Source organism: Bradyrhizobium sp., from assembly GCF_030654605.1.
Classification (GTDB): Bacteria; Pseudomonadota; Alphaproteobacteria; order Rhizobiales; family Xanthobacteraceae; genus Bradyrhizobium.
In genome coordinates, this window is sequence record NZ_JAURXB010000223.1 from 22,000 (window position 1) to 34,756 (window position 12,757).

Genomic DNA, 12,757 nt, shown 5'->3' on the forward strand with positions numbered 1-12,757 from the left:
AAACATCGTCACGGGAACGTTAGCGGAATCATAATACCGCCCTACTTCCGCCAAGCGACCGCCCTTTCGGGTTGCGATAAATAAATCCTGCGTTGGCCCGGTCCTTTCAGCTCCGGATTCCTCAGCCCCCAGCCCCCCGGGGCAGTCGGGATCGGGCCTGTTCGCAGGATAGTTTATCCCCATACTGGGCCAACGAAAGTTGGTCCTTTTTCTTTTGGGGGTGCGCGTGATTCCGGCGTCGACAGACGGCACGCTCACAAATGCCGTCATTCCGGGGGCGCGCGTAGCGCGAACCCTCAGATGTGCAATTGCACACGGAATGACGTTCGGGAAATTTCAGTGCAGCGACGTGGACGCCGCCCCTAACATCGCGCCGGGCTTTTCCCGGCTGCCGCCCTGGACAAACACAACTGCGGCATCGATGCCTTCGCGGGAAATATTCTCCAGCGGCACGGTCCAGCTGCCGGCAGAGCCATTCCAGTCGCCGACCTTGAGCAGGTTGCGCACCACATTGTAGTAGGTGACCTTCTGGCCGCGATTCTCGCCCTTGCCGATGGCAATCGGCACTTCCCTGGTGACCGAACAGATCCAGACTTCGCCGAGTGAGGCAGCGGCGCCTTTGGTCGAGGCCGCGACCGAAACCGTCACCTGCTTGCCGGCCAGCGTGATCGACACCGGCACCGACATCACGCCGTCCACCTTCGCGGTATCGCCGATCGCGCCGTCGATCCTGGCGCGATCGCTGCCGATCACCTGCACCGATCCATTGACGATGACCTGCGGTGTGTAGACGTTGCGATCGCCGCGCGCTGCCGAATAGGCTTTCTGCCGCGCGCTGAAGCGTGAATCCGCCAGCGTGTCCTTCCAGCCGAGATAATCCCAGTAGTCGATCGGCATGCTCAGCGCGATCACGTTGGGATCCCTGGCCAGTTCGCCGATGATCTTGTCGGCGGGCGGACATGACGAGCATCCCTGCGACGTGAACAGCTCGACCACCGCGCGCGGGTCGGCATGGGCGGGACGGATGATCGCAACGATGGCGCAGACGCCAAGCGCCCCCGACCACCGCGAAATAGAGTTATAGGCCATCAACACTGTCATACCAAAGAACCGACCGGCATTCGCGTCAAGGCCATTAGGATCTGGCCGTCAGGATTTGCGGCTTGAACGCGCGAAGGCGGCCCTTCATAGGCCGCCTTCCCGTTACTCGCCACTCACTTAGCGGTGAGGCATCGATCACGATTACGCGGCCAGCTTGCGCAGCACGTAATGCAGGATGCCGCCGTTACGGTAATATTCGAGCTCGTCGAGGGTATCGATGCGGCACAGCAGCGAAACGCGCTGCAGCGAACCGTCGCCGGAGACGATTTCCGCCGTCAGCTTCTGCCGCGGCTTCAGCTCGCCCTGCAGCCCGCGGATCGTTACCGTCTCATCGCCCTTCATGCCGATCGAGGTCCATGACGCGCCGTCCTCGAAGGTCAGCGGCAGCACGCCCATGCCGACCAGGTTGGAACGATGGATACGCTCGAAGCTCTCGCAGATCACGGCGCGGACGCCGAGCAGCCGCGTTCCCTTCGCCGCCCAGTCGCGCGACGAGCCGTTGCCGTATTCGGCGCCGGCGAAAACCACCAGCGGCACCTGCTCGGCCTGGTACTTCATCGCGGCGTCGTAGATCGACATCTGCTCGCCGTCGGGCCAATGTTTTGTCAGGCCGCCCTCGGGGATATTCCCATCGGCGCCCTTCAACATGAAATTCTTGATGCGGATATTTGCAAACGTGCCGCGCATCATGATCTCATGGTTGCCGCGCCGCGTGCCGTATTGATTGAAGTCGGCCGGACGCACCTGGTGCTCGCTGAGATATTTGCCGGCGGGCGAGGTCAGCTTGATCGCGCCGGCCGGCGAGATGTGGTCGGTGGTGATCTTGTCGCCGAACATCGCCAGGATCCGCGCGTCGACGACGTCGACGATCGGCTCCGGTTCCTTCTTCATGCCTTCGAAATAGGGCGGGTTCTGCACATAGGTCGAGCTCATGTTCCAGCGATAGGTCTCGCTCTCGACGGTCTTGATCTTGCGCCAGTTGGTGTCGCCCTTGAACACGTCGGCGTAGCGCTTCTTGAATATCGCCGCGGTGACGAACTTCTTCATGAAGGCGTTGATCTCCTTGGTGGTCGGCCAGATGTCCCGCAGGTACACCGGCTTGCCGTCCTTGCCGATTCCGATCGGCTCGACCGAGAGATCTTTCGTAACCGTTCCCGCCAGCGCATAGGCGACGACCAGCGGCGGCGAGGCGAGATAGTTGGCCTGCACGTCGGGGCTGACGCGGCCCTCGAAATTGCGGTTACCCGACAGCACGGCGGCGGCGATGATGCCGTTGTCGTTGATCGACTTCGAAATCTCTTCCGGCAGCGGGCCCGAATTGCCGATGCAGGTGGTGCAGCCGAAGCCGACCAGGTTGAAGCCGACCTTGTCGAGCGCGAGCTGCAGTCCGGAATTGGAAAGATATTCCGCGACCACCTGGCTGCCCGGCGCCAGCGAGGTTTTCACCCAGGGCTTTGACGTGAGACCCTTGGCGGCGGCGTTGCGCGCCAGCAGGCCGGCGCCGATCAGCACGCTCGGATTGGAGGTGTTGGTGCACGAGGTGATCGCCGCGATCACCACGTCGCCATGGCCGAGATCGAAATTGCGGTTCTCCACCGCATAGCGCTTCGAGGCCTCGATGGCCTTTTTGTATTCGCTGGTCATCGCGGCGGCGAAGCCGGCTGCAACCGCGGGCAGCGCGACGCGCCCCTCGGGACGCTTCGGTCCGGCCATCGACGGCACCACGTCGGCGAGATCGAGAACCAGCTTTTCGGTAAACACCGGGTCGGCCGATTTGGCGGTCCTGAACATGCCCTGCGCCTTGGCGTAGGCGGTCACCAGCGCGACGCGGTCAGCCTTGCGGCCCGAGGTTTTCAGGTAATCGATGGTCGCGGCATCGACCGGGAAGAAGCCGCAGGTCGCACCATATTCCGGGGCCATGTTGCCGATGGTCGCCTTGTCGGCGACCGAGAGGTGATCGAGGCCGGGGCCGAAGAATTCGACGAACTTTCCGACCACGCCCTGCTTGCGCAGCATCTGCGTCACGGTCAGCACCAAGTCGGTGGCGGTGACGCCTTCCTTCAGCGCGCCCTTGAGCTTGAAGCCGATCACTTCCGGCAGCAGCATCGACTGCGGCTGGCCGAGCATCGCGGCTTCCGCCTCGATGCCGCCGACGCCCCAGCCCAGCACGGCGAGGCCGTTGACCATGGTGGTGTGCGAATCGGTGCCGACCAGGGTGTCGGGATAGGCCACCTCGAAGGTGCCCTTCTTCTTGCCGACCGTCATCTTCTCCTTGCGGGTCCAGACCGTCTGCGCGAGATATTCCAGATTGACCTGATGGCAGATGCCGGTGCCGGGCGGCACCACCGAGAAGTTCGAAAACGCCTTCTGGCCCCATTTCAGGAATTCGTAGCGTTCCTGGTTCTGCTTGTATTCCTCGACCACGTTCTTGCCGAACGCCTTGTTGTCGCCGAAGAAATTCACGATCACGCTGTGGTCGATGACGAGATCGACCGGCACCAGCGGATTGATCTTCTCGGCGTCGCCGCCGAGCGCCTGCATGGCATTGCGCATCGCGGCCAGATCGACCACCGCCGGCACGCCGGTGAAATCCTGCATCAGCACCCGCGCCGGGCGGAACGAGATTTCATGCTCGAGCTTGCGCTTCTTCAGCCATTTCGAGACCGCGATGATGTCCGCCTTCTTGACCGAGCGGTCGTCTTCATTGCGGAGCAGGTTTTCCAGCAGCACCTTCATGGAATAAGGAAGCTTGGAAATTCCCTTCAGACCGTTCTTCTCGGCGGCGGGCAGGCTGTAATAGACGTAGGTCTTGCCACCAACCTTGAGGGTCTTTTGGCATTTGAAGCTGTCGAGCGAGGTCATGTGTGGCAATCCCGATTTTCAGTTATACCCGGCAAGGGTATTCAGAGGGGTATTTAGGCACCGTCGAAGAGGCTAAGCTGGTGGCTTGCAGCCGCCGATTGTGTGCTGCATCAAGTTCCGGCTTATAGAATCTTTCTAGGAGCACCGCCACACCGGCAAGCGTGCTGCAGCATGACGATACCCACAAATTCTGCTGCGGTACCCATAGTTTCCAAAGGGCTGTGAAAGGCCAGAATGCGGCTCTCGGGAAGCGGCGTCAGATGTGTGCGGGGTGGCCGGGAGGTGTTCTCGGGCCTCGATTTCGCGGCGTCCGCCGGCGAGGCCCTGGCCGTCACCGGCCGCAACGGCTCCGGCAAGACCTCGCTATTGCGGTTGATCGCGGGCCTGCTGACCCCGGAAGGCGGATCGATCGGTCTCGAAGGGGGCGAGGGAGAACTTACCCTGCCCGAACAGGCCCACCTTCTCGGCCACCGCGACGCGCTCAAACCTGCCCTCAGCGTCACGGAAAACCTCGCCTTCTGGCGGGAATTTCTCGGCGGCGAGGCCTTCGACCTCAGGGAGTGCCTGGCCGCGGTGGGGCTCGACCATGCTGCGGGGCTGCCGGCAGCATTTCTGTCGGCCGGGCAGCGGCGGCGGCTCTCGATCGCCCGCCTGCTCGCCGCAAGGCGGCCGGTCTGGCTGCTGGACGAGCCCACCAACGCGCTCGACACTTCAGGGCAGGCGATGTTCGCCGCCCTGATGGGCGATCATCTGGCCCGCGGCGGCCTGATCATCGCAGCCACCCATGCCCCGCTGGGAATTGCCGCGCGTGAACTACGGATCGGGGGCGCCGCATGACCGCGCTGGCTGCGCTGATTCGACGGGACATCAAAATCTCACTGCGGGTCGGCGGCGGCGCACTGATCGGCGTCCTGTTCTTCCTCACCGTGGTGGTGCTGATGCCGTTCGCGGTCGGCCCCGACCTCGCCTTGCTGACGCGGCTGGGCCCCGCGATTCTCTGGCTCGGCGCGCTGCTGGCCAGCCTGCTCACCCTCGACCGGCTGTTCACGGCCGACCATGAGGACGGCTCGCTCGACCTGATCGTGATGAGCCGCACGCCGCTGGAACTGACCTGTGCCGCGAAGGCGCTGGCGCACTGGCTGGCCGCGGGGGTGCCGCTGATCCTCGCCACCCCGGTACTCGGCCTGTTGTTGAACCTCAATGCGACGGCAACGGCGGCGGTGGCGCTGACCCTGCTGGCGGGCACGCCGGCGCTGACCTTTACCGGCATGATCGGCGCCGCACTGGCGGTGACGCTGCATCGCGGCGGGCTGCTGCTGGCCGTGCTGGTGCTGCCGCTGTCGATTCCGGTGCTGATTTTCGGCGTCGCCGCCTCGCAGGCCGCGATCACGGGGCCGCTATCGTTCGGAACGCCGTTTTCGATCCTGTGCGCGCTATCGCTGGTCAGTCTTGTCATTGGACCGTTCGCAGCGGCGGCGAGCCTGCGGCACGGCCTGGATTGATACCGATCAACTCTAGCTGAGACAAAATGAAACAAACGAAGTCAGATTGCCTGCCGCGAGTGCTGCGACTATCAGGGATGCCATGACGCTGATCGATCTCGCCAACCCGACCCGGTTCCTCAGCCTGACCGCGCGGATTTTGCCGTGGCTTGCGGCCGCGACCACTATCCTGCTGCTGGTCGGCCTCTATCAGGCCGCGATGGCGCCCGACGACTACCAGCAGGGGGCGACCGTCAAGATCATGTTCATCCACGTGCCCAACGCCTGGCTCGCGATGTTCGTCTGGGGCGTGATGAGCCTTGCCGCCCTGGGTACGCTGGTATGGCGCCATCCGCTGGCCGATGTCGCCGCCAAGGCCGCGGCACCGATCGGCGCGGCCTTCACCTTTCTGGCCCTCGTCACCGGCTCGCTATGGGGGCGGCCGATGTGGGGCACCTATTGGGAATGGGATGCGCGGCTGACCTCGGTGCTGATCATGTTTCTGATGTATCTCGGCCTGATCGCGCTGTGGCGCGCGGTGGAAGACCCGTCGCGCGCCGCGCGCGCCGCTGCGATCCTGACGCTGGTCGGCGCCCTCAATCTGCCCATCATCAAATTCTCGGTGGACTGGTGGAATACGCTGCACCAGCCGGCGTCGGTGCTGCGGATGGGCGGACCTGCGCTCGACCGCAGCTTCCTGATTCCGCTTTTGGTGATGGCGGTGGCGTTCTCGCTGTTGTTCGTTACGCTGCATCTGGCGGCGATGCGCAACGAGATCCTGCGCCGCCGGGTGCGCAGCTTGCAGATGATGCAAGCCAGCCGGCGTTCGGCGTGACCGCGATGTTATCAAGTCCCCACGCCTCCTTCGTCGTGATGTCCTACGCGCTGGCAACCGCCGTGGTGCTGATCCTGATCGTCTGGATCGCGATCGACTACCGGCGCCAGAAGGCGCGCCTGCGCGAACTCGAGGCCAGCGGCGTGACCAGGCGCTCCGGCCGCGGCGTGGCGGACATCTGATGGGCACCCCCTCGATCCCGGGCGCCGCGCCGCGCCGACGGCGCTGGCTGGTGGCGTTGCCGCTGCTCGGCTTCATGGCGGTTGCCGGCCTGTTCCTGGTGCGGCTCTATGGCGGCGATGCCTCGAAAATCCCCTCCGCCCTGATCGGCCGGCCAGCGCCGCAAACCGCGCTGCCGCAGCTGGAGGGACTGATCCAGAACGGCGTCCAGGTGCCCGGGCTCGATCCGGCCGCCTTCAAGGGCAAGGTCAGCGTCGTCAATGTCTGGGCGTCCTGGTGCGTGCCCTGCCACGACGAGGCGCCGCTGCTGACCGAGCTCGGCAAGGACAAGCGGCTGCAGCTCGTCGGCATCAATTACAAGGACTCGCCCGACAACGCCCGACGCTTCCTCGGCCGCTATGGCAATCCGTTCGGCTTCGTCGGCGTCGACGGCAACGGCCGCGGCTCGATCGAATGGGGCGTCTACGGCGTGCCCGAGACTTTCGTGGTCGGGCGCGCCGGCACGATTCTCTACAAGATGGTCGGCCCGGTGACGAAGGCGAATTTCGAGACCGTGCTGAAGGTCGAGATCGAGAAGGCGCTGAAGGCGGGGGGTTGATTCGGTCCTCACCCTCTGAGGAGCGGCGCCTTCGCCGCGTCTCGAAGGATGGAGCCGGGCTCTCATGGTTCGAGACGGCGCAAGCGCGCCTCCTCTCCATGAGGAATTCACACCGCAAATAAATTTCCGCTTTTATCTGCCGTTCATTTGGCGGCCATGGCGCCGCCACGAATTCGAAGCTAGCTTGATGGCGTTACTTAAACAGTCCTTGGAGGGACACCCAAATGCGTCATTTCACGCTTGCTTCACTTGCTGCCACTGCACTCACCCTCGGCCTGCTGACGGCTTCGCCCGTCATGGCCCAGGCCACCCAGCCCGCCGCCAAATCCGACAGCAAAATGGCGCCGGCCGCTCCCGCGAAGGCACCGGCCACCGAATCGAAGATGGCGCCGGCCCCGAAAGTCGAACTGCTCGACATCAATTCAGCGACCGCCGAACAGCTCGATGCGCTGCCGGGTGTCGGCAAGGCCTATTCGGCCGCGATCATCAAGGGCCGTCCCTACAAGGGCAAGGACGAACTGGTGAGCAAGAAGATCGTGCCCGAGAAGACCTATGACGGCATCAAGGACAAGATCATCGCCAAGCAGAAGAGCTGATTAATTCGTCATTGCGAGCGAAGCGAAGCAATCCAGTTTCGTAAAGCAGGCTGGATTGCTTCGTCGCTTCGCTCCTCGCAATGACGGCTGAGACAACTACCCCTTCGTCACGTCGCCCGCTTCGGCTTCGCTCGTTTCCAGCGATGCCGGCTCCAGATGATAGCGCTTGATCAGCGGCATCTGCGCGATTGCAAACACCATCGTCAGCGGCACCATGCCGAACACCTTGAAGCCGACCCAGAAATCGGTGGTCTGGGTCCGCCAGATCATTTCGTTCAGGATCGCCATCGCGAAAAAGAACAGCGCCCAGCGCAGTGTCAGGACGCGCCAGCCCTGCGGCGTGAGGTTGAACATCTGGTCGAACATGATGGCGATGAAGGAGCGGCCGAACAGCAGCCCGCCGCCGAGGATCGCCGCGAACAGCGAATAGACGATCGTCGGCTTCATCTTGATGAAGGTCTCGTCGTGCAGCACCAGCGTCAGGGTGCCGAACACGATGACGACGACGGCGGTCACGATCGCCATCATCGGAACGTGCCGCGTCACCACATAGGACGCGATCATCGCCGCGGTCACCGCCACCATGAACGCGCCGGTGGCGACGAACAGGTTGAACTTGGCATTGGCGATGAAGAAAATCATCAGCGGACCGAGTTCGGTCGCGAGCTTGAACAGCGGATGCGGCGTGGTTTTGTCCATGGTTGAACCCATCAAATTCCCTGTGCCGCCATCCTTCGAGACGCGTCGCTTCGCGCGATGCTCCTCAGGATGAGGGCTTCCTGTGTAGCTCCGACCTCATCCTGAGGAGCGCGCTCTTGCGCGCGTCTCGAAGGATGAAGCTTACTCGATCCCGGCGATCGCCTGCGCGAAATCCCGTGCGGTGAACGGCGCGAGGTCGTCGATGCCCTCGCCGACTCCAATAAAGTGCACCGGCAGTTTGTGCTTCTCGGCCAGCGCCACCAGGATTCCGCCCCGCGCGGTGCCGTCGAGCTTCGTCATCACAAGCCCCGTAACACCTGCGGTACGATGAAACGCCTCGACCTGCGACAGCGCATTTTGTCCCACCGTGGCATCCAGCACCAGCAGCACCGCATGCGGCGCCGAGTCGTCGACCTTTTTTATGACGCGAACCACCTTTTCGAGCTCGTTCATCAGTTCGGCCTTGTTCTGCAGCCGGCCGGCGGTATCGATCAGCAGCACGTCGCGCTGTTGTTCGCGCGCTGCAGTCAGCGCGTTGAAGGCGAGGCTGGCGGAATCCGAGCCCTGCGTGGCCGCGATCACGGGCGATTTGGTACGCTCGCCCCAGATCTTTAGCTGCTCGATCGCGGCAGCGCGAAAAGTGTCGCCGGCGGCCAGCATCACCTTGCGGCCTTCGGCCGCCAGCTTGGCGGCGAGCTTGCCGATGGTGGTGGTCTTGCCGGAACCATTGACCCCGACCACCAGAATGACGAACGGCTTTAGCGTCGCGTCGATCACCAGCGGCCTTGCCACCGCCGTCAAAACCTTCTCGACTTCGGTCGCAACCACGGCTTTGACGTCGTCCGCCGAGATCGTCTTGTCGTAACGGCCGTGGCCGACCGCCGCCGAGATCCGTGCCGCCACCTCGGTGCCGAGATCGGCGCGCAGCAGCACGTCCTCGATGTCCTCGAGCATGGCGCGGTCGAGCTTGCGTTTCGTCACGAGATCGGCAACCGCGGTTCCAAGCGAGCTCGAAGTGCGCTTCAGCCCGCTGGACAGCCGCCGCCACCAGCTCAGTTTTGTCTTTTCCGGAGTGTCGTTCATGCTGACGGTGTGTTAGCGGTTTCGCGCCATGAGCGAAAGTCTCGACCAAACGATCCCGGTTCCCGAATTGACCGCGGAGGAAATCCAGTCCCGCGTGCTCCATCGCGACGGGCTGATGCTGGTGATCGACAAGCCGGCGGGGCTTCCGGTGCACCGCGGCCCCAAGGGTGGCGCCAATCTGGAAACCTCATTCGACGCCTTGCGCTTCGGCCTGCCGCGGCCGCCGGTGCTGGCCCACCGGCTCGACCGCGACACCTCGGGCTGTCTCGTGCTGGGACGCCACCGCAAGGCCACCGCCTCGCTCGGCCTGTTGTTCAAGCATGGCAAGATTTCGAAGACCTATTGGGCGGTGGTCGAGGGCGACCCTGCCCAGGATGAAGGCATCATCGACATGCCGCTCGGCCGCCTCAATGCCGAGCGCGGCTGGTGGCAGAAACCCGACCCCGAGGGCCAGACGGCGATCACCAACTGGAAAGTGCTGGGGCGCGGCGGCGGACTGAGCTGGCTCGCGCTCGAACCGGTCACCGGCCGCACCCATCAATTGCGGGTCCACACCTCGGCATCGGGCTGGCCGATCTTCGGCGACAACATCTACGGCAGCGGTCCGCGTTTTGGCGAGCCGACCCTGCATCTGCATTCCCGCGAGATCGTGATTCCGATTTCCAGGAACAAGGAGCCGGTGCGCGTGGTGGCGCCGGCGCCGAAGCATCTGCATGAGCGGCTGCGGATGTGTGGCTGGAACGGGGAATAGGCTTCCGTGGACGGAGCACGGTGCGACCACACCAGCGCTGTCGTCCTCCGCGAAAGCGGGGGACCCAGCATTCCAGAGGCGCCTGAGTTCAAACGAGACGTCACGGCGTACTGGGTCGCCCGATCAAGTCGGGCGATGACGAGTTGAGGATGGTGGCGCTCAGTGCTTTACACCGTCAACCGCGCGCCGTCATGCCCGGCGATAACAAGCGCCCGCACTGCACCGGGCACCTCACCCGCAATCGCCACCGGTAGAAAATGTTCGGTGCGTCCCTGCGTGCCACTCTCGATCAGCGCCTGCCTCAACGAGCCCACTTCCGACGCCAGCCGCTTCTGCAGCGCGGCCTCGCCGGTTGCGCGCAACCGCTTCGCGCGTTGCTTGATCGCATTGCCGTCGACCTGCGGCATCCGCGCCGCCGGGGTGCCCGGCCGCGGCGAATAGGGAAACACGTGCAGGAAGGTGAGGCCGCATTCTTCCACCAGAGCCTGCGAGCGCGCGAACATTTCTTCCGTCTCGGTCGGAAAGCCCGCAATGATATCGGCGCTGAGCGCGATGTCCGGTCGCAGCCGCCGCACCTGCGCGCAGAAATCAATCGCATCGGCGCGGGAATGCCGCCGCTTCATCCGCTTCAGGATCAGATCGTCGCCCGACTGCAGCGACAGATGCAGATGCGGCATCAGCCGCGCGTCGTCGGCGATGACGTCGAGCAGGTCGCGGTCGACCTCGATCGAATCGATCGACGAGATCCGCAGCCGCTTCAGCTCCGGCACATGCCGTAAAATCTGTTTGGTCAGTGCGCCCAGCTTCGGCGCGCCCGGCAGGTCAGCGCCATAGCTCGTGAGGTCCACGCCGGTCAGCACGATCTCGGCGTGGCCGCGTTCGGCCAGCGCGCGGACCTGGTCGACCACCGCGCCCATCGGCACCGAACGCGAATTGCCGCGGCCATAGGGGATGATGCAGAAGGTGCAGCGGTGGTCGCAGCCGTTCTGCACCTGCACGAACACCCGCGGCAGGCCGCGTGCAAATCCTTCCAGGAGATGCGGCGCCATCTCCGTGACCGCCATGATATCGGCGACCGCAATCTTTTCACTGGCCTCGATGCCGAATGCCGGCGCCGCGTCGAACGCGGCGCGCGCGTTGCGCCAGGCTTGCCCCTGCATCTTGTCGTCATTGCCGACGACGCGATCGACCTCGGTCATATCCGCGAACATCGCGGCTTGCGTCTGCGCCGCGCAGCCGGTCACGACGATGCGCGCCGAGGGACGTTCGCGCTTCAGCCGCCGGATCGATTGCCGCGCTTGCGCCACGGCCTCGTTGGTGACCGCGCAGCTGTTGATGACGATGGTATCGGTGAGCCCGGCCCGCCCGGCCTCGCGCAAGATCACTTCGGATTCGAACGCGTTGAGACGGCAGCCGAAGGTGACGATGTCGACGCCCATGGTCAGGCGACGCTGGCGAACAAGGCGGGATCGAACTGGCTCTCATATTCGAAATCAGCCGTGCCCGTCATCAGCACGTGATCGTCGCCCTCGCGCCATTCGATCGCAAGCTCGCCCCCGGGCAGCGCGATCCGCACCACGCGGTTGGTGCGCTTCAGTCGCGCCGCCGCCACCGCGGTGGCGCAGGCCGCCGAGCCGCAGGCTTTGGTCAGCCCCGCGCCGCGCTCCCAGGTGCGGATCGTGATGTGATCGCGATCGACGATATGGGCCAGCGTGATGTTGGCGCGCTCGGGGAAAATCGGGTGGTTTTCCAATAGCGGTCCGAAGCGGGCGAGATCATAGCCATTGACGTCGTCGACCCAGAAGATCGCGTGCGGATTGCCCATCGAGACCACCGATGGCGAATGCAGGATCGGCGCATCGATTGGCCCGACCTGCAATTCGATGTAGCGGGTGTCGCGAAACTCTTCCGCCAGCGGGATGTCCTTCCAGCCGAATTTCGGGGCGCCCATGTCGACGGTGTAGAGATCGGGCGCAGGTCCCTGCCAGCAGTTCAGCAGGCCGGCCCGGGTCTCGAAGGTGACGGCGGTCTGGCCGGTCTTTTCGAACAGCCGTCGCACCACGCAGCGCATGCCGTTGCCGCACGCGGCGGATTCGGAACCGTCATTGTTGTAGATCCGGATGAAGGCCTCGGTGCCGGCCAGACGCGGCGGCTGCAGCACCATCAGCTGGTCGTAATGCACCCCGGCCGGCGAGGCGACTGCGCGCGCGTCCTCCGGCGTGACGGCGGCGGGCGCATCGCGCAGGTCGACCACGACGATCTCGTTGCCGATGCCGTTCATCTTGGCGAATGCGTGGTTGGCGAGCGCGCTCATCGAATTTCCGTCACTTATGCCTGTCTTATATGGCGAATATGGACGGATTGGCCAGTGCGGCAAATCTGTGTCGGGCGCCCACACCCGGCGGGCGCGCATGACATATCTGTCATGGGACTAGATCGGGCCTCGCGTGCTAATATTCCAGCGTTGCGTTTTGCCGGCCTGATCCGGGGCGAGGCCCGCGAAACGCCAGTCTGCACGGCCTATGGGGACATCCGAATGAATTTCAGGAACTGTTTTCGCATCGCGCTGAT

At 64.1% G+C, this 12,757-nt stretch carries 13 protein-coding genes; 7 read left to right on the forward strand and 6 right to left on the reverse strand.

Annotation, left to right across the window (positions count from 1 at the left end; genetic code table 11):
* Positions 1 to 336 precede the first annotated feature (336 nt).
* Both Q7U29_RS20045 and acnA read right to left on the reverse strand, forming a co-directional pair.
* Positions 337 to 1,101 (reverse strand): thioredoxin family protein, encoded by a 765-nt coding sequence (locus tag Q7U29_RS20045; protein WP_304744203.1) that lies wholly within the window; start codon positions 1,099 to 1,101, stop codon positions 337 to 339.
* A 141-nt stretch (positions 1,102 to 1,242) separates the two neighbouring features.
* Positions 1,243 to 3,963, reverse strand: coding sequence for an aconitate hydratase AcnA (acnA, locus tag Q7U29_RS20050; protein ID WP_304744205.1), 2,721 nt, complete (start codon positions 3,961 to 3,963; stop codon positions 1,243 to 1,245).
* A 234-nt stretch (positions 3,964 to 4,197) separates the two neighbouring features.
* Here acnA and ccmA point away from each other — a divergent pair, with 234 nt between their 5' ends.
* The 6 genes from ccmA to Q7U29_RS20080 all read left to right on the forward strand — a co-directional run bounded on the left by ccmA (position 4,198) and on the right by Q7U29_RS20080 (position 7,653).
* The gene (gene ccmA / locus Q7U29_RS20055) at positions 4,198 to 4,800 is read left to right on the forward strand and encodes a heme ABC exporter ATP-binding protein CcmA (RefSeq protein ID WP_304744207.1); all 603 of its coding nucleotides are present in this window, start codon (positions 4,198 to 4,200) and stop codon (positions 4,798 to 4,800) included.
* Positions 4,797 to 5,465 carry a heme exporter protein CcmB gene (ccmB, locus tag Q7U29_RS20060; RefSeq protein ID WP_304744208.1) on the forward strand — a complete coding sequence of 223 codons (669 nt, stop codon included), beginning with the start codon at positions 4,797 to 4,799 and terminating at the stop codon, positions 5,463 to 5,465. Before ccmA ends, ccmB begins: the two co-directional genes overlap by 4 nt.
* A gap of 82 nt (positions 5,466 to 5,547) precedes the next feature.
* A complete protein-coding gene (locus tag Q7U29_RS20065; RefSeq protein WP_304744209.1) occupies positions 5,548 to 6,279 on the forward strand; it encodes a heme ABC transporter permease in 732 nt (243 codons plus the stop codon).
* Positions 6,280 to 6,284: 5 nt separating this feature from the next.
* Positions 6,285 to 6,461: a heme exporter protein CcmD gene (gene ccmD, locus Q7U29_RS20070; protein WP_304744211.1), complete on the forward strand. Its 177-nt coding sequence runs from the start codon at positions 6,285 to 6,287 to the stop codon at positions 6,459 to 6,461.
* The gene (locus Q7U29_RS20075) at positions 6,461 to 7,057 is read left to right on the forward strand and encodes a DsbE family thiol:disulfide interchange protein (RefSeq protein ID WP_304744213.1); all 597 of its coding nucleotides are present in this window, start codon (positions 6,461 to 6,463) and stop codon (positions 7,055 to 7,057) included. Before ccmD ends, Q7U29_RS20075 begins: the two co-directional genes overlap by 1 nt.
* A gap of 224 nt (positions 7,058 to 7,281) precedes the next feature.
* Positions 7,282 to 7,653: a helix-hairpin-helix domain-containing protein gene (locus tag Q7U29_RS20080; protein WP_304744215.1), complete on the forward strand. Its 372-nt coding sequence runs from the start codon at positions 7,282 to 7,284 to the stop codon at positions 7,651 to 7,653.
* Between the two features lie 96 nt (positions 7,654 to 7,749).
* On the opposite strand, the gene Q7U29_RS20085 is transcribed toward Q7U29_RS20080, so the two are convergent.
* Complete coding sequence (locus tag Q7U29_RS20085; protein ID WP_304744216.1) at positions 7,750 to 8,352, reverse strand: septation protein A; 603 nt, start codon at positions 8,350 to 8,352, stop codon at positions 7,750 to 7,752.
* Positions 8,353 to 8,493: 141 nt separating this feature from the next.
* Positions 8,494 to 9,435 carry a signal recognition particle-docking protein FtsY gene (ftsY, locus tag Q7U29_RS20090; RefSeq protein WP_304744217.1) on the reverse strand — a complete coding sequence of 314 codons (942 nt, stop codon included), beginning with the start codon at positions 9,433 to 9,435 and terminating at the stop codon, positions 8,494 to 8,496.
* Between the two features lie 28 nt (positions 9,436 to 9,463).
* Between ftsY and Q7U29_RS20095 the strand changes: the two genes are divergently transcribed.
* Positions 9,464 to 10,186, forward strand: coding sequence for an RluA family pseudouridine synthase (locus Q7U29_RS20095; protein WP_304744218.1), 723 nt, complete (start codon positions 9,464 to 9,466; stop codon positions 10,184 to 10,186).
* Between the two features lie 167 nt (positions 10,187 to 10,353).
* Here the strand turns inward: Q7U29_RS20095 and mtaB are convergent, their stop codons facing one another.
* Complete coding sequence (mtaB, locus tag Q7U29_RS20100) at positions 10,354 to 11,625, reverse strand: tRNA (N(6)-L-threonylcarbamoyladenosine(37)-C(2))-methylthiotransferase MtaB (protein ID WP_304744220.1); 1,272 nt, start codon at positions 11,623 to 11,625, stop codon at positions 10,354 to 10,356.
* A 2-nt stretch (positions 11,626 to 11,627) separates the two neighbouring features.
* The gene (dapF, locus tag Q7U29_RS20105) at positions 11,628 to 12,500 is read right to left on the reverse strand and encodes a diaminopimelate epimerase (protein WP_304744222.1); all 873 of its coding nucleotides are present in this window, start codon (positions 12,498 to 12,500) and stop codon (positions 11,628 to 11,630) included.
* Positions 12,501 to 12,757 lie beyond the last annotated feature (257 nt).